22 protein-coding genes and 1 riboswitch are annotated in these 20760 nt (G+C 65.6%); of the genes, 7 read left to right on the top strand and 15 right to left on the bottom strand.

Annotated features, from left to right (window positions below; all coding sequences use genetic code 11):
- A riboswitch (SAM riboswitch) is annotated at positions 1-78 on the bottom strand.
- A gap of 110 nt (positions 79-188) precedes the next feature.
- The 4 genes from PVW27_RS06230 to ftsY are packed head-to-tail and all read right to left on the bottom strand — an operon-like array spanning position 189 to position 3582.
- On the bottom strand, positions 189-806 hold the full coding sequence (locus tag PVW27_RS06230) for an inner membrane-spanning protein YciB (protein ID WP_274556058.1): 618 nt from the start codon (positions 804-806) through the stop codon (positions 189-191).
- A gap of 11 nt (positions 807-817) precedes the next feature.
- Entirely contained in the window at positions 818-1726 is a 909-nt protein-coding gene (locus PVW27_RS06225) for an EamA family transporter (protein WP_274556056.1), read from the bottom strand.
- Complete coding sequence (locus PVW27_RS06220; protein ID WP_274556055.1) at positions 1723-2139, bottom strand: hypothetical protein; 417 nt, start codon at positions 2137-2139, stop codon at positions 1723-1725. The genes PVW27_RS06225 and PVW27_RS06220 overlap by 4 nt, the downstream gene beginning before the upstream one ends.
- 12 nt (positions 2140-2151) lie before the next feature.
- Positions 2152-3582, bottom strand: a complete 1431-nt coding sequence (ftsY, locus tag PVW27_RS06215; protein ID WP_274556054.1) for a signal recognition particle-docking protein FtsY — start codon at positions 3580-3582, stop codon at positions 2152-2154.
- Between the two features lie 191 nt (positions 3583-3773).
- On the opposite strand from ftsY, the gene PVW27_RS06210 reads away from it, so the two are divergent.
- Positions 3774-4229, top strand: coding sequence for a hypothetical protein (locus PVW27_RS06210; RefSeq protein ID WP_432762058.1), 456 nt, complete (start codon positions 3774-3776; stop codon positions 4227-4229).
- 53 nt (positions 4230-4282) lie between these two features.
- Positions 4283-5302: an alkane 1-monooxygenase gene (locus PVW27_RS06205; protein WP_274556052.1), complete on the top strand. Its 1020-nt coding sequence runs from the start codon at positions 4283-4285 to the stop codon at positions 5300-5302.
- Here the strand turns inward: PVW27_RS06205 and xseA are convergent.
- Positions 5299-6795: an exodeoxyribonuclease VII large subunit gene (gene xseA / locus PVW27_RS06200; RefSeq protein WP_274556050.1), complete on the bottom strand. Its 1497-nt coding sequence runs from the start codon at positions 6793-6795 to the stop codon at positions 5299-5301. The two genes, PVW27_RS06205 and xseA, sit on opposite strands and share 4 nt — an antisense overlap.
- Before the next feature lie 83 nt (positions 6796-6878).
- On the opposite strand from xseA, the gene purD reads away from it, so the two are divergent.
- Together purD and PVW27_RS06190 are read left to right on the top strand one after the other, a co-directional pair.
- Positions 6879-8141, top strand: a complete 1263-nt coding sequence (gene purD, locus PVW27_RS06195; protein WP_274556049.1) for a phosphoribosylamine--glycine ligase — start codon at positions 6879-6881, stop codon at positions 8139-8141.
- Positions 8138-8722, top strand: a complete 585-nt coding sequence (locus tag PVW27_RS06190; RefSeq protein ID WP_274556048.1) for a hypothetical protein — start codon at positions 8138-8140, stop codon at positions 8720-8722. Before purD ends, PVW27_RS06190 begins: the two co-directional genes overlap by 4 nt.
- A 237-nt stretch (positions 8723-8959) precedes the next feature.
- Here PVW27_RS06190 and PVW27_RS06185 read toward each other — a convergent pair whose 3' ends face one another.
- On the bottom strand, positions 8960-9283 hold the full coding sequence (locus PVW27_RS06185; protein WP_274556047.1) for a 2Fe-2S iron-sulfur cluster-binding protein: 324 nt from the start codon (positions 9281-9283) through the stop codon (positions 8960-8962).
- A 152-nt stretch (positions 9284-9435) separates the two neighbouring features.
- On the opposite strand from PVW27_RS06185, the gene PVW27_RS06180 reads away from it, so the two are divergent.
- Both PVW27_RS06180 and PVW27_RS06175 read left to right on the top strand, forming a co-directional pair.
- Positions 9436-9816: an OB-fold nucleic acid binding domain-containing protein gene (locus PVW27_RS06180; RefSeq protein ID WP_274556046.1), complete on the top strand. Its 381-nt coding sequence runs from the start codon at positions 9436-9438 to the stop codon at positions 9814-9816.
- Between the two features lie 180 nt (positions 9817-9996).
- On the top strand, positions 9997-10536 hold the full coding sequence (locus tag PVW27_RS06175; RefSeq protein WP_274556044.1) for a peptidoglycan-binding domain-containing protein: 540 nt from the start codon (positions 9997-9999) through the stop codon (positions 10534-10536).
- 9 nt (positions 10537-10545) lie between these two features.
- Here PVW27_RS06175 and PVW27_RS06170 read toward each other — a convergent pair whose 3' ends face one another.
- From PVW27_RS06170 to gor, 7 genes are all read right to left on the bottom strand, one after another.
- Positions 10546-10821: a DUF6525 family protein gene (locus PVW27_RS06170; RefSeq protein WP_274556042.1), complete on the bottom strand. Its 276-nt coding sequence runs from the start codon at positions 10819-10821 to the stop codon at positions 10546-10548.
- A gap of 11 nt (positions 10822-10832) precedes the next feature.
- Positions 10833-12047 (bottom strand): GTP-binding protein, encoded by a 1215-nt coding sequence (locus PVW27_RS06165; protein WP_274556040.1) that lies wholly within the window; start codon positions 12045-12047, stop codon positions 10833-10835.
- Between the two features lie 123 nt (positions 12048-12170).
- Entirely contained in the window at positions 12171-13547 is a 1377-nt protein-coding gene (locus PVW27_RS06160) for a DegQ family serine endoprotease (protein ID WP_274556135.1), read from the bottom strand.
- Positions 13548-13765: 218 nt separating this feature from the next.
- A complete protein-coding gene (locus PVW27_RS06155; protein WP_274556038.1) occupies positions 13766-13963 on the bottom strand; it encodes a DUF2065 domain-containing protein in 198 nt (65 codons plus the stop codon).
- Positions 13963-14874, bottom strand: a complete 912-nt coding sequence (gene hflC / locus PVW27_RS06150; RefSeq protein WP_274556036.1) for a protease modulator HflC — start codon at positions 14872-14874, stop codon at positions 13963-13965. The genes PVW27_RS06155 and hflC overlap by 1 nt, the downstream gene beginning before the upstream one ends.
- Positions 14875-14878: 4 nt before the next feature.
- Positions 14879-16036: an FtsH protease activity modulator HflK gene (gene hflK / locus PVW27_RS06145; protein WP_274556035.1), complete on the bottom strand. Its 1158-nt coding sequence runs from the start codon at positions 16034-16036 to the stop codon at positions 14879-14881.
- 78 nt (positions 16037-16114) lie between these two features.
- The gene (gor, locus tag PVW27_RS06140; RefSeq protein ID WP_274556033.1) at positions 16115-17473 is read right to left on the bottom strand and encodes a glutathione-disulfide reductase; all 1359 of its coding nucleotides are present in this window, start codon (positions 17471-17473) and stop codon (positions 16115-16117) included.
- Positions 17474-17650: 177 nt separating this feature from the next.
- On the opposite strand from gor, the gene PVW27_RS06135 reads away from it, so the two are divergent.
- Positions 17651-18826, top strand: a complete 1176-nt coding sequence (locus PVW27_RS06135; RefSeq protein ID WP_274556031.1) for a benzoate/H(+) symporter BenE family transporter — start codon at positions 17651-17653, stop codon at positions 18824-18826.
- Between the two features lie 18 nt (positions 18827-18844).
- Here PVW27_RS06135 and PVW27_RS06130 read toward each other — a convergent pair whose 3' ends face one another.
- Positions 18845-19654 (bottom strand): glycosyltransferase family 25 protein, encoded by an 810-nt coding sequence (locus PVW27_RS06130; RefSeq protein ID WP_274556030.1) that lies wholly within the window; start codon positions 19652-19654, stop codon positions 18845-18847.
- Positions 19655-19826: 172 nt separating this feature from the next.
- On the bottom strand, positions 19827-20615 hold the full coding sequence (gene rpiA / locus PVW27_RS06125; protein WP_274556028.1) for a ribose-5-phosphate isomerase RpiA: 789 nt from the start codon (positions 20613-20615) through the stop codon (positions 19827-19829).
- Positions 20616-20760: the final 145 nt, after the last annotated feature.

Genomic DNA, 20760 nt, shown 5'->3' with positions numbered 1-20760 from the left:
GCTTCCTTCATCCTGACCTCTTTAGCGGGATGTTTAACGTGGCCCGCAATCCGGTAACAAATCGCCACGCGCCGCTGATACGCCTGTCAGAGCGTTGCGTCAACTGCCCGCGCCAGCCCTCGCAGGGCGGTTTCTACTTGCCTCAAATATCCCCGCCGGAGGCATCTGCCCCCACCGCGCGCGCGCCGTTACCGATCCTGCGCGTCCGGGGCCTCCGTCTTGATGGCATGGGTTTCGAAGAGCCTGCCTTGCGTGATGAAGAAGACAAAGACCGCCGCCGTCAGCACGAAGGTCTCAAAATAGACCCAGGCCTCGGTGCTCATGAAGCGCCAGACGATCTCGTTCGACACCGCCAGACCGAAGAACAGCGCGGTCAGGCGGCGGGTCAGGATCATCCAGCCGGTTTCCGTCATGGGGATCATCTCCTCCATCACATATTGCAGATAGGACCGCCCCCGCATGAGGCCGATCCCCAGCAGTCCGGCAAAGACCAGATAGACGATCGTGGGCTTGATCTTGAGGAAGCGTTCGTCATTCAGCCAGACGGTCAGCCCGCCGAAGAGCACGACCAGCACCATGGTCATGATCTGCATCCGCGACAGGCGACCCGTGAGTTTCCACAGGATGCCGGTGCTGAGCAGCAGAAGCGGAATCAGCGCCGCCGTGGCCACGATGAAGCCGCCATATTCGGTGCCATTGATGGTGAAGACCCGGTCCTTGAGCGCGATATAGGCCACGAAAAAGGCCAGCACCGGCCCCAGTTCCAGGGCGGTCTTTACCAGCGGGTTGATGTCCTTTTGGGTCATGAAGCAGTCTCCTAGCTTCCGAATTGCACGATGACCGCGCCCAGCGCGATCAGGCACATCAGCGCGATGCGCCGTGGGCCTACGGTTTCCTTCAGCACCAGCCAGCCGATCAGAGCGGCAAAGACGGTGGATGTCTCGCGCAGCACCGCCGCCTCGCCGACCTTGTCCAGACGGGTGGCCAACATGATAGAGCCGAAGCTGAAAAAGGCGATCACCGCGCCGACCACGCCGCGCTGCATCAAGGGCAGGACGGGTGGGCGCAGATGCGTGGCCATCGCGCGCCAGCGCAGGCTTGCCACGACGGGCATGACCAGACCGTCGATCATGAAGAACCACATCAAAAAGGTGAAGGGGTCCGCCGTCGCCCGGATGCCGTAGGCGTCATAGGTGGTGTAAAGCGCCACGAAAAGGCCCGTCAGCACCGCCAGACCCAGCGCCATGTTCAGCGTGTCGCGGTTCAGCGTGACATGGATCAGGTTATAGACGGCAAGGCCGAAGATGCCGCAGAGCAGGACGGCCACGCCCAGCCATTGCGTCAGGGTAAAGACCTCGCCGAAGATCAGCCATGCGCCGATCACGGCAAAAAGCGGCCCCGTCCCGCGCACCACCGGATAGACCACGGTATAGGCGCCGCGTGTATAGGCCATGGCTTGGAGGAATTTATAGGCGGTGTGGATCACGAAGGCCCCCGCGAAGATGGGCCACATATGCGGTTCGGGAAAGGGCACCACGAACAGCGCGAAAGGGGCGGCGATCATCGCATAGTTGATGTCGATGGCCCCGCGCATCAGCCAGGGGTCGTGGCGGCCCTTTTGCAGCGCGCCGAAAATCGCATGCAGCACCGCCGCCAGCAGCGCCAGCATCATGGCCACCTGACTGCCCGCCGGAGTTCCCTCCAGCGAGACGAGCCAGGCGCTCATGCGCGCAGCCGTCCGGGGCTGCGCCCAAGGCTTTCGTCATGGAGTTCGCGGGCGCGGCGGGAAATGTCGATCTCATCGCCCTCGCGGCCGATCACGATATCGCCCCCTTCGGCGGCGAAGGCGTATTCGTCGATCAGTTCCTGTTCCAGCGTGTCCAGCACGAAGGTGTTGCGATGTTCGGGCAGCAGGCACAGATCGAAGATGCGCGGCGGCACATCCAGATGCGCGTCCCAGATCATGCGGCCAAAGCCCACGACCTGACCGTCGTTCAAGACCACGCATTCGCTCATGACCAGCCGGTCATCGGGCCAGTCCTCGATCTCGTCCGCCTCGCGCAGGCGTGCGCCGTCGATCACCGCCTCGAGGGCGGTGATGTCGGGCTGGAAATCCGTTGTCCGTCTTATTTCAAGCATCAAGGTCAATTCTCACGCATCCAGACCCGTCAGCGCCTTTGCGAAATCCTCGGGGTCGAAAGGTGCCAGATCGTCGATCTGCTCGCCCACGCCGATCGCATGGATGGGCAGACCGAACTTGTCGGCCAGCGCCACCAGCACGCCGCCCTTGGCGGTACCGTCCAGCTTGGTCATCACGAGGCCCGACACATCGGCCAGCTTGCGGAAGATTTCCACCTGGCTGAGCGCGTTCTGGCCGGTCGTGGCGTCCAGCACCAGCAGGGTGTTGTGGGGGGCGGACGGGTCCTTCTTGCGGATGACGCGGACGATCTTGGACAGCTCCTCCATCAGATCGGCGCGGTTCTGCAAGCGGCCTGCCGTGTCGATCAAGAGCAGGTCCGCGCCCTCGGCCTCGGCCCGTGTCATGGCGTCGAAGGCAAGGCTGGCGGGGTCCGATCCTTCGGGCGCGGTCAGGACGGGCACGCCCGCGCGCTGTCCCCAGACCTGCAACTGTTCCACAGCGGCGGCGCGGAAGGTGTCGCCTGCGGCGATGATCACGGTCTTGCCGGCGGCGCGGAACTGGCTGGCCAGCTTGCCGATGGTCGTGGTCTTGCCCGAGCCGTTCACGCCCACGACCAGCACGACCTGCGGGGTCTTGGGGAAAATCGGCATGGGGCGGGCCACGGGTTCCATGATGCGCGCGATCTCATCCGCCAGAGCGCGCTTGATATCGGTGACCGAGAGTTTCCGGCCATAGCGCCCTTCGGCAAGGTTGGCCGTCACGCGCAGCGCGGTGTCCACGCCCATATCAGAGGCGATGAGCAACTCTTCAAGCTGTTCCAGCATCGCATCGTCCAGCACGCGGCGCACCACCGGACCGGCAGGCGCGGCAGGGATTCTGGCAACGGGTTCGGCTTCGGCCACAGCGGCGGATGTGGACGCGGCAGAGCGGCCCAGCAGACGGCCCAGAAAACCGACCTTCGCGGCCCCGGAGTCGGCCACGGCCATGGCCCGGTCCATCGGCATTTCGGACGGTGTGCCCAAGGGAATTTCCATCGGCGCCGGGCCGGGCATGATGTCCCCCTGCGGGGCGGGCACTTCCGAGGGCCAGTCGCCGGGCATTTCCTCGGGCTGGTCATAGCCGGGGATTTCCTCGGGTGCCTCTTCGGGGGTGTCGGGGTCTTCGGGCACTTCGGCGGGATAGTCCGGTTCCTCGGGTTCCTGCGGTTCGGGCACAGGCAAGGGTTCGGGTTCCGGTGCAGGCGTGTCCGGTTCGGGCACAGGCTCCGGCTCCGGCGCGGGGACAGGCTCGACCTCGGGGGTGGGATCGGGGTCCTGCGACGTCAGGCGCGTGTCGTCTTCGACCTCTGCCGCGCCGCCCTGTGCCACGATCGCATCCAGCCCCTGGTCCAGCCGGGACGAGGAGGTGAACAGGCGTTGTTTGAGTTTGCCGAAAAATGACATGGCGGCCTCGCGGGGTGTTTGCTTTCACCTAGACCCTCTTGGTCGGTTTTGAAAGCCCCCCAGGGTCAATCTGTCCCATGGGTCACGCGGCCGTGCAGGTGTGCGGGCGCCGTTGGGGATATCCGCTGACCCCTGTGCCGCGACTGTTTGATCACTGGCCAAATCGGGGTGGACTGGGGCAGGATGCGCGCATGAGACATCCGTTACCCCCCCTGTTCGCACCCGCCCTGCCCCGTCTGATCCTGTCGGCCCTTCTGGCAGTGGGTCTGCTGCTTTTGTCCGCCATCACCCTGCGCGCGCAGACAGGCAGCCCGATGGATGGGGCCGCCTTTGATGCCTATACGCGCGGGCAGACCTTTACCTATGGCACCGGGGCCGCGCCCTATGGTGCCGAGGAGTATATGGACAACCGTCGGGTGCGCTGGTCCTTTCTGGATGGCCGCTGTCAGGAAGGGGAGTGGTATGAGGAGAACGGCATGATCTGCTTTGTCTATGACGACAATCCCGATCCGCAATGCTGGAGCTTCTATCAGACCCCCGGCGGGATCGTGGCCCGGTTCGAGGATGATCCAAGCCAGACCACGCTTTACGAGATCACGCGCAGCCCCGAGCCGATGATGTGCCTTGGCCCGGAGGTGGGGACGTGACGCGGGCTCTGACCCCGCTGCGGCGGACCTGACCCGACGCGGACCGGTTTGCCATGTTCCTGTTTGCCATTGCCACGATTGCCCCCCTGACCCTGCTGATCCTTGGCAGCCTTGTTGGCGGCTGGTGGGTCGCGGCGGGCATTGTGATGATCACCGTCTTTACATGGGCCGCCGACCACCTGATGCGCCACGCAGCGGCGGTGACAGGGCGGGATGACGAATTTCCCAGCGGTGACGGGCTGGCCGTGGTGCTGGCGCTGCTGTTGCTGGCGGGGCTGGTTCTGGCGGTGCGGGCCTTCGGCGCGGGCTTTGCGGCGGTGGAACTGCTGGGGCTGGTGATCGGCTGGGGGCTGGCCTTTGGCCAGATCGGCCATCCGGTGGCGCATGAGCTGATTCATCGGCGGGCGACATGGATGCGGGTCTTGGGGCGCGCGGTTTATTGTGCGGTGCTGATGGGGCATCACGCCTCCAGCCATCTGCGGGTGCATCATGTGCATGTGGGCACCGCCGACGATCCGGCCTCCGCCCCGCTGGGGATGGGGTTCTGGCGCTATGCGCCGCGCGCCTGGGCGGGATCGTTCATGGCGGGGCTACGGGCGGAGTCGGCGCTGCGCGCGCGGGCATCGGTGCCTGCGCCGGGGTGGACGCATCCCTATCTGGGCTATGGTCTGGGTGCGTTGCTGGCGCTGGCGCTGGCCTTTGGGCTGGCGGGGTGGGGCGGTGTTCCGGGCCTGCTGGGGATCGCGGCCTATGCGCAGGTGCAGATCCTGCTGTCGGATTACATCCAGCATTACGGGCTGACGCGGGCAAGGCTGGCGGATGGGCGGCTGGAACCCGTCGGGGCGCGTCATTCGTGGAACGCGCCGCAGGCGTGGTCGAGCGCGATGATGCTGAACGCGCCGCGCCATTCGGATCATCATGCGCATCCTGCGCGCCCCTACCCGGCGCTGCGGCTTGAGGCGGAAATGCCGCTGCTGCCGCGTGCCGTGCCGGTGATGGCGGTGGCGGCGCTGGTTCCGCCGCTCTGGCGGCGGATGATGGACCGGCGCGCGCGGCGCTGGATGGGCCGTTAAAGCAGACTGCCCTGTTCTGGTGGCGGGATCTTGCCAGCCGGTTTGGGTGCGGGTTTGCCGCCGACGGCAAGCCGGCCATCGCTGAACTGGATTTCCAGCGCGCGGGCCTTGGCGGCGTCTGCCTTGGTGGTCAGCACCGCGCCATCCTCGCCGCGCACCACGGCATAGCCGCGCTGCAAGGTCGCCTCGTATCCCAGTGTCAGGCGCAGGCGGTCTTGTTCTTCAATGCGTTGCCGCCAAGACTTCACCTGTCGCTGGCCCGCATCCGACAGGCGGCGCGAGAGGGTTGTGAGGTCGCGGTTCTTGCGCTCCAGATCGGCGCGGAAACGGTCAAGGCTGAGGCGATCCGATGCCACGGCCAGATTGCGCCGCTCGGCCTGAATGGCACGGCGCAGGAGGGCCGGGCGCAGCGCGCCCGCGTGATCGGACAGGGCGACGCGGCGCAACTGGACCGAGCGGATCAGGGCGGCGGGCAGGCGGTCGGACATCACGTCAAGCCGCTGGCGCGGGGCGTCGAGCAGCGTCTCGGCGCGCGGCAAGGCGCGGGACAGATCGCGCAGGCGTTGGGCGCGCAAGGATACGCCGCCCGTCAAGGCGCGGGTCAGGCGGCCCGATTGCCCGTCCAGCCATGCCAGAAGGTCCAGCCGCACGGGCACGGCCATTTCCGCCGCCGCCGTGGGCGTGGGCGCGCGGCGGTCGGCGGCATAGTCGATGAGGGTCGTATCGGTTTCGTGCCCCACGGCGGAAATCAGCGGGATGCGCGAGGCGGCAGCGGCGCGGACGACGATTTCCTCGTTGAACCCCCACAGATCCTCAAGCGAGCCGCCACCGCGCGCCACGATGATCAGATCGGGGCGTGGCAGCGCGCCGCCGGGTGTCATGGCGTTGAAGCCGTGGATGGCGCGGGCGACTTCCGCCGCGCAATTGGCGCCCTGCACGGCGACAGGCCAGATCAGCACCTTGCGCGGGAAACGGTCGCGCAGGCGGTGCAGGATATCGCGGATCACCGCCCCGGTGGGAGAGGTGACGACGCCGATGATCTCGGGCAGATAGGGGATCGGCTGCTTGCGGGTGTCGTCAAACAGCCCCTCGGCGGCCAGCATCCGACGGCGCTTGTCCAGCATCGCCATCAAGGCCCCTGCCCCTGCGGGTTCGATATCCTCGATGATCAGCTGGTATTTCGATTGCCCGCCGAAGGTGGTGATGCGGCCCGTGGCGATCACTTCCATCCCCTCTTCGGGCTGCACCGACAGGCGGGCGGCGACACCTTTCCAGATCACCGCGGCCAGCACCGAGCGGTCATCCTTGAGATCCAGATAGATATGCCCTGAGCGCGGCATGGTCACGCGGCCCAGCTCGCCCCGGATGCGGACATGGGAAAACTCGCCCTCCAGCACCCGTTTCACGGCGCCCGAAATCTCGGATACGGTGTATTCGGGGTTGTTCTGCCCGCCTTGCGGCAGGGGGGCGTCATCGTCGAGAAGATCGGACATGCGGGCGGGCCTTCCCTCTGGCTTGTCTAAGGGGTCGCGGCACCTTAAAGCGGGGCACGACAAAGGCCAAGCGGGAGAGCGCCATGAATATCCTGATCCTCGGCAGCGGCGGGCGTGAACATGCGCTGGCATGGGCCGTGATGCAGAACCCCAAATGCGACAAGCTGATCGTGGCGCCGGGCAATGCGGGCATCGCGCAGATCGCGGAATGTGCAGATCTGGATGTGCTCAACGGCGCGGCGGTGGTGAATTTCTGCGACGAGAACGCCATTGATTTCATCATCGTGGGGCCGGAAGCCCCCTTGGCCGCAGGCATCAGCGACCGTCTGCGCGAGGCGGGGTTCAACGTGTTTGGCCCCTCGAAGGCGGCAGCGATGCTGGAGGCGAGCAAGGCCTTCACCAAGGAGATCTGCGCGGCTGTGAATGCGCCCACCGCAGGCTATGGCCATTTCTCCGATGCGGACGCCGCGCGCGCCCATATCCGCGAACAGGGCGCGCCCATCGTGGTCAAGGCCGATGGTCTGGCCGCGGGCAAGGGCGTGATCGTGGCGATGACCGAGGCGGAAGCCTTGGCCGCGGTCGATGACATGTTCGGCGGAGCCTTTGGTGGCGCGGGGGCCGAAGTGGTGATCGAAGAGTTCATGGAGGGCGAGGAGGCGTCGTTCTTTGTCCTGTGCGATGGCAAGGATGTGCTGGCCATCGGCACGGCGCAGGATCACAAGCGCGTGGGCGATGGCGACACGGGGCCGAATACCGGCGGGATGGGGGCCTATTCCCCTGCCCCGGTGTTGTCGGATGCCATAGCGACCTTGGCGATGGAGCAGATCGTCAAGCCCTGCATGGATGAAATGGCGCGGCGCGGGATGCCCTATCAGGGCGTGCTCTATGCCGGGTTGATGATCAAGGACGGCCAGCCCCGCCTGGTGGAATACAACGTGCGATTTGGCGATCCCGAATGTCAGGTGCTGATGATGCGGCTGGGCGCGCAGGCGCTGGACCTGATGCTGGCCTGTGCCGAGGGGCGTCTGGCGGATGCGCAGGTGCATTGGGCGGATGACCATGCGTTGACCGTGGTGATGGCGGCCAATGGCTATCCGGGCGATTATGCCAAGGGCAGCGTGATCGGCGGGCTGGACGGATTGCCCGAGGACAGTTTCCATATGTGTTTCCACGCCGGCACGGCGCGGGACAAGGGTCAGTTCACCGCCAATGGCGGCCGCGTGCTGAACGTGACCGCGCGGGGCGCGACACTGGCCGAGGCGCAGGCGCGCGCTTATGCGATGGTCGATGCGATCGACTGGCCCGGCGGGTTCTGCCGCCGCGACATCGGCTGGCGGGCGCTGTGAGAAAACCGCGCCGCCACGCGGTCAAGCCCGCGCTGATCAAATCGCCCCTGACCTATGTGCTGGCGGACGGGGCGCTGGTTTGCGAGGACGCCAAGGGCGGCACGCTCTGGCGGATGGAGCTTGCGGCGGTGACCTTTGCCCATTGGAGCGCGTCGCGGGCGGGGCAAAGCCTGACGCGGGTGTTGCGGCTGGAGGACGGCACGCAGCGCCGCGCGATCCGGCAGCATCTCTATCGCCGCGCGCTGGTGGGCGGGCCGGATGACATGGCTTTCCGCGCCTGCGTGGCGGATGTGCTGCGCGCGCTTATGGCGGCGCAACCGGGGCTGGATGTGGAGAGCGAGCCGTCGGCGGGCACGGCGGCGGCGCTGCGGGTTCTGGGTGTGGCGCTGCTGGCGGGGGCTCTGGCCGCGCCGGTTCTGGCGCTGGCGACGGGGCAGGATCTGATGGCCTTCGTGAACTGGGGGATTCCCGTCACGCTGATCGGCCTTCTGGGTCTGGCGCTGCTGCGGACCTATGCGCCGGGGCGCGGGCGGCGGCAACGGACTCCGGCCGAGGTGGTGGCGGAGGTCGAGGGGGTTTGACGTCATAGGGTCGAGACAGTCCGCACGGTTGCCAACAGGTACCCCGCGCGGAATCAAGGTGCGCAGCACCGCCGCGCGATCGCCGACACGCCACCCCCGGGGCGGCGATCGGCTACCGCTGCGGCATGAACTGAGGTTCGATAATGTTGCAGGGATAAACTGCCCCAAACAACCGTTGCATCGCCACCCCGCATGTCAGCGATCGCGCGCCTTGATCCAGTGCGGGTGCCTGATAGATCAGATCTGCTTTTCCGGCATCTGCACGACCAGACCGTCCAGCGCGTCGGTCACCTTGATCTGGCAGGTCAGGCGCGAGCGGGCGGTGTCGGGCTGATAGGCGAAGTCCAGCATATCCTCTTCCATGTCGTCCTTGGCGGGCAGTTTTTCCACCCAGTCGGGATGGATATAGACATGGCAGGTCGAGCAGGCGCAGGCGCCGCCGCAATCGGCCTCGATGCCGGGGATGTTGTTGTCGCGGGCACCTTCCATCACGGTCAGACCGTTGGGCACCTCGACGACATGTTCGGTTCCGTTATGCTCGATATATGTGATTTTCGCCATGTCCGTGCAGACTCCGGTTGATGTCCTGTTTCACCCCTACCTAGACAAGCATCGCAGGGCGTTCCAGCCCCTTTTGTGCAGTTTTCCCCAAGGGCGCGCGCGCCCTGTGATCCCGGCTTGCGGCATTGGCCAGATGTTCCTATATTGTTCTCATGCCTGCCAGACCCGCTTCCCCTACCTCTCCGCCTGCCCCCGCTTGCACCCCTGCGGCGCATCTGGGCTATGTCAGCACGGGGCACCGCGTGACCGTGGCGGGGCTGGTGATCCTGCGCCAGCGGCCCGGCACCGCCAAGGGCGTGATCTTCCTGACGCTGGAGGATGAGACGGGCGTGATCAATGTGATCGTCTGGCGCAAGTTCTATGAGCAGTTCCGCCGCGCCATCATCGCGGGCCGCCTGTTGCGCGTGACGGGCCGGATGCAGCATGAGGGAGGCGTGTCGCATCTGATCGCGGAACGGATCGAGGATATCTCGGACATGCTGGACCTGCTGTTGCAGGACGAGGCCGCGCTGATCCCGCCGCCCCGCCGCTAAAGCCTGTTGTCATGACTTGTGTGCACCCATGCAGACCTGCATTTGAGTGAGCGCAACAGGTTCTGCCCCCGTCAAGAGGCATTGCGCCCTGCCCAAAAGCCGCTAGGTTCACCCGAACCGGGCAAAGCCCCGGCAGGACAGCCGGGCCAGACCGGGGGCAACAGAGCAGATGACCGACCGATGATCCGACCCCGCCCCTTCTTGCGTCTGGCGCTCATGGTGCTGATGGGCCTTGCCGCCTGCATGCCCGTGGGCACCGAGAATCCTGCCGATCTGCTGATGGGCAGCATGCTGGATGTGCCCGAGGGCGCGCCGCCCGGCACCTGCTGGGGCAAGATCGTCAGCCCCGCCCTGATCGAGACCGTGACCGAACAGGTGCTGGTGACCCCGGCCCGGCTGGCCGCCGATGGCACGGTCGAAACCCCCGCCACCTTTCGCACCGAAACGCGTCAGCGGATCCTGACCGAACGCGAGGTGACATGGTTCGAAACCCCCTGCCCCGCCGCCATGACACCCGAGTTGATCGCCACCCTGCAACGCGCGCTGGCCGTGCGGGATCTTTATGCCGGTCCGATCAGCGGCAGGATCGACCCCGCCACCAGCGCGGCGGTCAGGCTCTATCAATCCGAAACCGGACTGGACAGCCCGATCCTGTCGCTGGCCGCTGCCCGCGCCCTTGGCCTGATCGCCACGCCGCTGGACCAGTTGGACAATGACTAGGACGGCAGGTCAGGTCTGACGCGCCCCGCCTGACGCCATCCGGTCGCGCCGCAGCCTTGCGGATTGCAGGGCGTCCAGACGGGCCAGGGCCTCTTGCGGGGCCTGCACTTCGGCCAGGGCGCGCAGATAGGCGCGATGGGCGGAACGCGGGCTCCATGGCAGGGCGGCCCCGGCCAGCCAGCGGCGCAGGTCGGCCGGCAGACGGTCGAATTCCGCCATCGGATCACGCATGGGCCGCGCCTTGCGGCGCCGGCTGAGCGCGGAGCAGAGATTGGCGCGGGGCATGGGAGCGCGCCTCAGGCCGCGTCCGGGCGGCGCCAGACCGGAAAGGGATCGGGCAGTTTGGCCCAATGCGGCTGGAGCCCGGTTGACTCGTCCCCGATCAGGCAGGTGTCGAGGGCGGCGCGGATCGCCGCCTCGTCCATGCCTGCGCCGATAAAGACCAATTCCTGCCGCCGGTCGCCCCAAGGCTCGATCCAGTGGCGCGCCGCATAGTCGCGGGCGGCCTGAGTGTCGGGCCAGCGGTTGCGCGGCACGGCGGCCCACCATGTGCCCAAAGGTGTCACCCCGCTCAACGCGCCTGCCAGCGAGAATTCGGCCACGAAATCTGGGCGTGAGGCGATCCAGAAATGCCCCTTGGCGCGGATCACGCCGGGCAGGTCGCCGTTGAGCACATCGTATAGCCGTGCCGGATCGAAGGGCCGCCGCGCGCGATAGGTGAAATGGGTCACGCCGTATTCGGCGGTCTCGGGCACATGATCGGCAAAACCGTAAAGCTCCTTGGCCCACATCGGGTGGTCATGGGCGGTGGCGAAATCGAACAGCCCCGTGTCGAAGATGGCAGCGGGATCGACACGCGAAAAATCAGTCTCGATCAACCGCGCATCGGGGTTCAGCGCGCGAATGATCTTGCGCGCGGCATCCGTCCGCGCGGCCCCGGCATCACCCACCTTGTTCAGCACGATGACATCGGCGAATTCGATCTGGTCGGTCAGCAGATGCACCAGCGTGCGGGTATCCCCCTCGCCCGCGACTTCGCCCCGATCGGACAGGACATCGTGGCTGGCATAGTCGCGCAGCAGGTTCACCGCATCGACCACAGTGACCATCGTGTCGAGCCGCGCCACATCGGACAGACTGTCGCCCGCCGCGTCGCGGAATTCGAAGGTCGTCGCCACCGGCAAGGGTTCCGACACGCCCGTCGATTCGATCAGCAGATAGTCGAAGCGCCCCGCCTCGGACAGACGCCGCACCTCTTGCAGAAGATCATCGCGAAGGGTGCAGCAGATGCAACCGTTCGACATCTCGACCAGCGTTTCCTCGGTCTGGGACAGGCTCGTGCCTGCGCGCACCAGATCCGCGTCGATGTTGACCTCGGCCATGTCGTTGACGATCACGGCCACGCGCCGCCCGTCGCGATTGTTCAGAACGGCGTTGAGGAGCGTCGTCTTGCCCGCGCCCAGAAAGCCGGACAGGACGGTGACGGGCAGGCGTGAATCGGTGCGTGGCATGGGGTTCTCCGTGATTTATGTTATGTTATTACATAACATAACAGGTTCAGGACAAGCCCCCGCCATGAAAAAAGGGGCGCCCGCAGGACGCCCCTTTCCGGATTTCGGCCGACTGACCCGTGATCAGTCCAGCGACAGCGCCACAAAGCGCGGATCGCCACCGCGCCGCACCAGCAGCAGCAGCGACTTGCGCCCGGCCTCGCGCGCCTCTTCGACGCGGTCGGTCAGATCGCTGGCGGTCTCGACCTTCTGCTGACCGGCTTCGGTGATCAGATCGCCGGCGCGCATGCCCTTTTCATAGGCTTCCGACGTCTCATCGACATCGACCACGACCAGTCCGGTGGCCCCTGCGGGCAGATCAAGCTCGGCGCGCAACTCTTCCGTGATGGGGCTCAGCGACAGGCCCATCATTTCGGCCGGTTCTTCCGGCGCATCAGAGGGTTGCACGGCAGGCACGGCGCCTTCGGCCTCTTCCCGGCGGCCCAGCGTCACCAGAAGGTTCTGCGTCTTGCCGTCGCGCCAGACCATCACGCGGACAGCCTTGCCCACTTCGGTATTGCCGACCTGACGCACCAATCCGCGCGTATCGGCCACATCCTTGCCGTCAAAGGACAGGATCACATCGCCTTGCATGATGCCGGCTTCCTTGCCGGGGCCTTCGGGCACGTCGGTGACCAGCGCCCCTGCGGTCTTTTCCAGACCCATCGCCTCGGCCACGTCATCGGTCACGTCCTGAATGCGCACACCCAGCCAGCCGCGGCGCGTCTCGCCGAATTCCTTGAGCTGATCGACCACGCGGGTCACCACATTCGAGGCCATCGAGAAGCCGATCCCGATCGAGCCGCCATTGGGCGACAGGATTGCGGTGTTCACGCCAACCACTTCGCCATCCATGTTGAACAGCGGTCCGCCCGAATTGCCCCGGTTGATCGCGGCATCGGTCTGGATGTAGTCGTCATAGCTGCCCGACAGGGCCCGGTTGCGGGCCGAGACGATCCCGGCACTGACCGAGAAGCCCTGCCCCAGCGGGTTGCCCATGGCCACGACCCAGTCACCCACACGCGCGGTATCGCTGTCGCCAAAGCTGACATAGGGCAGCGGCGCATCCGCCTCGACCTTCAGAAGGGCGATATCGGTGTTGGGGTCGGTGCCGATAACCTTGGCCACCAGCTCCTCGCCAGTGAAGAACTCGATAGTGATTTCATCTGCGCTTTCAATGACATGGTTGTTCGTGACGATGAAACCATCTTCCGAGATCACAAAGCCCGACCCAAGGGCCGAGGACCGGCGCGGCCGGTCGCCCGGAGGGCCGTTGCGGTCCTGAAACTCGCGGAAGAAGTCCTCGAACGGGCTGCCTTCGGGCACGATGGGATTTGGACCCGTGCCTGCCGCGACCGTGGTGGAGGTGGTGATGTTCACGACCGCCGGGCTGATCTTGTCGGCGAGATCTGCGAAACTCTCGGGCCGCGCCTGCGCCTGCACGGCCATCATCAGCATCATCACACTTGTCACAAAGCCCAGCCATACGGCGCGGACGAGGCCGGGTCGTTGATCGGGGATCGAAACCGCTGTGTAGTTCACTCCCGTAACTCCTCTATTCAATGCGCGGTGGCGGCCTGGCCGTCATCCAGCGCGCTATCATCTGTGGCAATGTAGTCGTTGCCCGTTGCAAGACCAAGGACCGATCCACCCGCTCAAGAGGGTGTGATGGAGGCGGATCACGCTGCGATCAGCTTCGCCAGCCAGACGAAAGCGACGCCGGCCACGATGGCCAGCAAGCCAAGGGTGCGGCGCGCGGGTTCGGGGATTTCGCGCAGGGCGGCCAGCAGGGTCTCGACAAGCGAAGGGGCCAGCGCATAGGCCAGCCCCTCCACGATCAGCACCAGCCCAAGGGCCAGAAGTGCCGTCTCGATCATCAGTTCTTCACGGCCGGTGCCGCCGGCTCTTCGGTCCGCGTCGGGCGATCCGAGCGCAGGTAATCGAAGAACTGGCTGTCCGGCGTCATCACCATCGAGGAATTCGACCCCTGCAAGGCCGTCTCATAGGCCTGCATCGAGCGGTAGAAGGTGAAAAATTCCTGATTGGCACCAAAGGCTTCGGCCAGAATGGCGTTGCGTTCTGCATCCGCCTCACCACGCGTGATCTGGGCCTCGCGCTCGGCTTCGGACAGCGTCTCGACCACGGTCCGGTCGGCCAGCGCGCGCACACGCTGCGCGGCTTCGTTACCGCGTGCGATCTCGTCCGCGGCTTCGCGTTCCCGCTCGGCCCGCATCCGGGCGAAGGTGGCGTCAAGGTTCTGCGCGGGCAGGTTGGTCTGCTTCAACCGCACATCCACCACGTCCAGCCCCAGACCCCGTGCCGAGGTTTGCGCCTGATCGCGGATACGGTTCATCAGGATGCGGCGGTCCTGCGACAGGATCGTGTCGGACGTCACCTGATCCGCACCCAGAACCTCACGGATCTGTGCGTTCAGGATCGAGGACAGACGATCCTCGGCGGCGCGCAGGCCACCGACGCCGACGGCCTGACGGAACTGCACCACATCGGCGATGCGGTAGCGGGCGAAAGCATCGACGACCAGACGGCGATCGTCCGAGGGCGTCACTTCGATCGTGTCGGTATCCAGCGACAGGATGCGGTCGTCATAGCGCACGACCTCCTGGATCAGGGGGATCTTGAAGGCCAGACCCGGTTGTTCCTTGACGGCCTTGATCTGGCCGAATTGCAGAACCAGCGCTTTTTCACGCTCGTCCACGACGAAGATCGAGGACAGCGCCGTCGCGATCAGGACCACGACGATGGGAAGAAGAAATGTTGTCTTGCGCATGATCTCAGTTCCCCTGTGTTGCGGGACGCCGCAATTCGTTCAGCGGCAGATAGGGCACGACACCCTGCCCGCCTTCGCCGCCCACGATCGAGCTGTCGAGGATGGTCTTGTCGATATTGCCCAGAACGCGCTCCATCGTTTCGATGTAAAGACGGCTGCGGGTCACATCCTCGGCCTTTTCATACTCGGCCAGGACCGAGTTGAAGCGGCTTGCCTCACCCAGCGCCTGGTTGACGACCTGGGCGCGATAGCCTTCGGCCTGTTCAAGGATCTGTGCGGCTTCACCGCGTGCCTCGGCCAGAACGCGGTTGGCATAGGCATCGGCCTGACGCTGGAGACGGTCGCGCTCCTGCTCGGCGGCCTGCACCTCACGGAAGCTGTTGATGACTTCGGCCGGCGGGTCGGCGCGGTCAAGGTTGACGCGGACGATGGTGATGCCGCTGTCATAGTCATCCATCGTCGCCTGAATGTTCTGCATCGCGGTATCCGCGATCAGACCACGGTCCCGGTTGAGGATCGGGGACAGGTTCGACGCGGCGATGATCTCGCGCATGACGGATTCCGACACGGACTGCACGGTCTGGCGCGGGTCGCGCAGGTTGAACAGCAGCTTGGCCGGATCGTTGATGTTCCAGACGACCTGAAAGTCGATATCCACGATATTGGCATCTGTGGTCAGCATCAGGCCCGTCGATTCGCTGCCGCGCGCGACGCCCACATCCTCGGTCCGTTCCGAGGTGACGTTCACCACTTCGGCGGTGACCAGAGGCCAGGGCGCGAAGTTCAGACCGGGATTGCCGATCTTGTAGAATTCCCCAAGGAACAATTCGACGGACTGTTCTTCCGGGCGCACGGTATAGAAGCTGGTGAAAGCCCACAGGCCCACCGCCGCCAGAATACCCAGACCCACGGTCGAGCGGGTGAAGATCGGGCCGCGCGGGCCACCCTCGCCACCGCCGCCGGTGCCGCCGCGACCCCCGCGACCGCCCATCAGGACGCGCAGTTGCTCTTGCCCCTTGCGCATCAATTCGTCGATTTCCGGGATCTGCGGCCCGCTCTCGTCACCGGGACGGCGTCCGCCCCCGTTGTTGCGGCGATCATCGTCACCACCGCCCTTGTTACCGCCGCCGCCGCCCCATGGGCCGCCCGAATTTCCAGCCATTGACCTGAGTTCCCCTTGTTGTCTTCTTTTGATCGGTTCTGAACACCTGCCCCTAACCTGTGAGGCCGGCGCGAAATTTCAAGCAGTCCGCGTGGGCGATTTCATCGTCACCATTTCCTCGGCCATGGTGGGATGAACCGCCACGGTGCGGTCAAAATCCTCTTTCGTGGCCCCCATCTTGATCGCGATCCCCGCCATCTGGATCATTTCCCCGGCCTGAGGCGCGACGATATGACAGCCCAATACCTTTCGCGTGGCGATGCTGACAACCAGTTTCATGAGCACACGGCGCGGGCTGCCGGCAAAGGCGCTCTGCATCGGCTTGAACGAGGTGCAGTAGATCTCGACCGGCTCGAGGTCACGCGCGGCCTCTTCGGACAGGCCGATGGTGCCCATCTCGGGCTGGGTGAAGATCGCGGTCGGGATCAGGTCGTGATCGACGGGCGTGGGATTGCCGCCAAAGACCGTCTCGACAAAGGCCATGCCTTCGCGGATCGCCACGGGGGTCAGGTTCACGCGGTCGGTCACATCGCCCACCGCATAGATCGAAGGGATGGCCGTCTGCGAATACTTGTCCACCACCACCTGCCCGTTGCGGCCCAGTTCGACGCCCAGCGCCTTGAGGCCCATGTCCTCGGTATTGGGTGCGCGGCCGGTGGCGAACATGACCTGATCGAACAGCTTTTCGTCGCCATTGGTGGCCTTGGTGCGGATGGCGTCGCCTTCACGGTCCAGCGACAGGATATTGGTGCCCAGATGCAGCTTGATGCCGTTTTGCTGCATTTCCTCGGCGACCAGTCCGCGCGCCTCGTCGTCGAAACCGCGCAGGATCTGCGCGCCGCGATAATACTGCGTGACCTCGACCCCCAATCCGTTGAGGATGCAGGCGAATTCGCAGGCGATATAGCCGCCGCCGATGATCAGGATGGACTTGGGCAGCCGGTCCAGATGGAAGATGTCGTTCGAGGTGATGCCCAGTTCCGCCCCCGGCATGTCGGGCTTGACCGGCCGTCCACCCATCGCCAGCAGGATATGCTTGGCCGTCTTGCGGGTGCCGTCCGCCAGTTCCACCGTATGCGGATCGACCAGCGTGGCGCGTGCGTCGTAAGTCTCGACCCCGTTGGACTTGAGGATGTTGCGGTAGACGCCTTCCAGCCGGTCCAGTTCGGCATGCAGGCGCGTGCGGAAGGCGGACCAGTCGAAGTCCCCCGCCTGCATGTCCCAGCCATAGGCGCGGGCTTCTTCGGCGATCCCGGCATATTCGCTGGCAAAGACCATCAGCTTCTTGGGCACGCAGCCCCGGATGACGCAGGTGCCGCCGTAGCGGTCCTCTTCGGCCAGCGCCACCTTGACGCCGCGCTGCGCCGCGACACGCGCCGCGCGCACGCCGCCCGAGCCGCCGCCGATGACGAACAGATCATAGTCGAAATCGCTCATCAGATCCCCCTGCCTTGATCGGGCACAGGTATTTCACATCAGGGCGGGAAGGGCCAGCGAAAGCGGGTGAGCGGATCAAGAACGCGGGCTCTGGTATCCGCAGGCGCGCTTTGCCATGATCGCGCGGGGCCGGTCAGGGCCTGTGGCGGGCAGACAGTCGGGAAAGCGGCAGCAAGCATGATCAAGGACATCACCCTCCGCGCCGTGGCCATGGGGCTTCTGGCGGCCTTCGTCGGCTATGCCGCGTCCTTTGCCATCGTGCTGGCAGGGCTGGATGCGATGGGGGCCAGCCCGGCGCAGGCGGCGACGGGGCTGTTTTTCGCAACCTTGGGCATGGGGGTGTGCGGGCTGTGGCTGTCCGTGACCACGCGCATTCCGGCGGCGGTGGCATGGTCCACACCCGGCGCGGCCTTTCTGGCGGGCAGCGGGGCCCTGCCCGGCGGGTTCGGCGAGGCGGTGGGCGCGATGATCGCCTGTGCCGCGTTGATCGTGATCACCGGAGTCGTGCCCGTGCTGGGCCGGGCCGTGGCGGCCATCCCCAAGCCCGTGGCCAATGGGTTGCTGGCAGGGGTGCTGCTGAAGCTGTGCTTTGCGCCCGCGCTGGCACTGGGCGAGATTCCGGGTCTGGTGTTGCCCGTGCTGCTGGCCTGGCTGGTGGGGCTGCGGTGGAACCGTCTGGCCGCGATGCCATGCGCGGTGATCGCCTTTGCGCTGGTGCTGATGTTCACTGTCGATCCGGGCGGGGCCACGCCTGAGGATGGGCGGGCGCTTCTGCCCGATCTGGCGCTGGTGACGCCGGTGTTCACATGGCAGGCGCTGATCTCGGTCGCGCTGCCTTTGTATCTGGTGACGATGGCGGGGCAGAATATCCCCGGTTTCGCGGTGCTGGACCTGAACGGCTACCGGGTGGAGCGTCAGCCGATGCTGTTGAAAACCGGGTTGGTCAGTCTGGCCATCGCGCCGTTCGGGGCGATCCCGGTGAACATGTCCGCCATCACCGCCGCCATCATGGCGGGCGAGGATGCCGGTACCGACCCCGCCCGGCGTTACTGGGCGGCGATGATCTGCGGGCTGGCCTATATCGGGCTTGCCTGCATGGCGGGGCTTGTCGCGGCGCTGGCGAGTGTCGCCCCTGCGGCGCTGATCACGGCGGTGGCGGGGCTGGCGCTGATCCCGGCGCTGGTGGGGTCGCTGTCCGCGGCCTTCAGCGTGCCGGGTCAGGTCGAGGGGCCAGCCCTGACGTTCCTGATCGCGGCCAGCGGCATGACCCTGATGGGCATCAGCGGTGCCTTCTGGGGTGTGCTCGCGGGCACGATTGTCTGGGTGGTCAAGGCACGCACCGCCCCGCGATAGGGGCCATGGTCGTTGGGATCACGCCGTCGGATCGGGCAGGCCCGGTGGAGGTGCTTCGATGGCCGGAGGCTGATAGAGCGCCTTGCGATAAAGCGCCAGCACACGGTTCACCCAGAACCGCTTCTGCTTGAGCAGACCATAGGTCCAGCGCCGCCCCGCATAGCGGCTCGCCTTGGTCCCCGCATCGATGACCGAGGGGCCGTCATAAGCGCGGGCCAGCGGCGGCGTCACCGCCAGCCCCTTGCCCGAGCGGATCATCATATGGCGGAACAGGTTGTCCACCGTCATCGTGACGCGGGCATGATCACGGACAAAGGCCGCCGCCCCTGCCCTGCTCCACAACAGGGCATGGGCGGTCTGCGGAAAGTAATGCGCCGCCACAAGGCGATGGCCCGCGCCCAGATCGGCCAGTGGCGTGAAGATCCGCGTGGAGGGTGCGCCCAGATTGACCAGATGCCAGTCGATGTCGCTGTGTGCCAGACAGGCCAGAACAGACCGCAGATGGATCAGAAAATCCGGCGCGAGGCAGACGTCATCCTCGAAGACCAGCGCATGGGAATGCCCCTCGTCCAGCATCCGCTGCGCGCAGGCGAGGTGGCTTTTGTAGCAGCCATATTCCCCGCCCTTGAGGGGGCGGCCATATCGCCTGAGCGCGGCTTGCGTGTCGCAATCGGGAACGCTGTCCAGGTCCAGCCCGCGCCCGTCCACGGCCGGCACGCGGGTAAACGCAAGACCAGCACGGGTCAGCGCCTCGGTGCTGGAAGCCAATCTTTCGGCATTTCCGTCAAGGTTGATCAGGTAGGCAGGCACATCCCGAAGATCGCGCATGGGGCACACAACATGGATACATTGTTAAAGGCTTGGGGTCTCGGCCCGTGCGGACCGGGTCCACCGCCCTGCACACAAAATCGATAGCGCGCGCCCGTCACCGTATCAAGAGACGGCATTGCCGCAGGACGGGGGACAGGCCAGAACAGGCCGCCCCCCTGTCACGGCAGGCTCAATCCGCCAGATCGGTGAAGAGGTTGTCGTTCTCCACGAAATCCAGACGGTCCTGTTCGATCGTGCCCTGATTGATGTCGCGGGTTTCCACACGGCCATCGCCATAGCCCACGATCACGATATCGCAGATGTCGATGAAAAGGCCGTTCTCGACCACGCCCGGCACCTGATTGAGAACCATCGCCAGTTGCCGCGCATTGCCGATGCGGTTCAGATGCAGGTCAAGAATGTGATTGCCCTCGTCGGTGATGAAGGGGCGGTCGCCATTCATGCGCAGCGTCACGTCGCGGCCCAGCACATCCATCGAGATCAGCATCTCCTCGACCAGCGCGCGGGTGGTCTGCCAGCCGAAGGGGATCACCTCGATGGGCAGGGGGAAGGCGCCCAGCGTTTCAACCTCCTTGCCGACATCCGCGATCACGATCATCTGGTCGCTGGCCGTGGCCACGATCTTTTCCTGCAACAGCGCCCCGCCGCCGCCCTTGATCAGGTTCAGCTCGCCATCGAATTCATCCGCCCCGTCGATCGTCAGGTCCAGCCACTTGGCCTCATCCAGACTGATCACCTCGATCCCGACCTCACGGGCCAGCGCAGCGGTGCGGGTCGATGTGGGCACGCCCTTGATCTTCAGACCATCCTCGCGCACCAACTCGCCCAGACAGCGGACCATCCATGCGGCGGTCGATCCGGTGCCAAGGCCCACGCGCATCCCGTCCTCGACATAATCCACCGCGCGTTTCGCGGCGACAAACTTGGCCTTGTCGATGGGTGACAATTCTCCGGGCATGGCAGCGACTCCGTCTGGTTGCGGGTCGCTTATAGGAAAGATGTGGCCCGCCTGCGAGGGGGCAATCGCGCCGATTTGCGCGAAAGCCGCCGCAGAGGTCGTTTTCCGCCAAGGCGACGGAGGCCAAATGGCGGCAGATTGCGCC

Source organism: Seohaeicola sp. 4SK31, from assembly GCF_028802875.1.
Classification (GTDB): domain Bacteria; phylum Pseudomonadota; class Alphaproteobacteria; order Rhodobacterales; family Rhodobacteraceae; genus Seohaeicola.
This window is presented reverse-complemented; position numbering and strand designations above follow the sequence as displayed.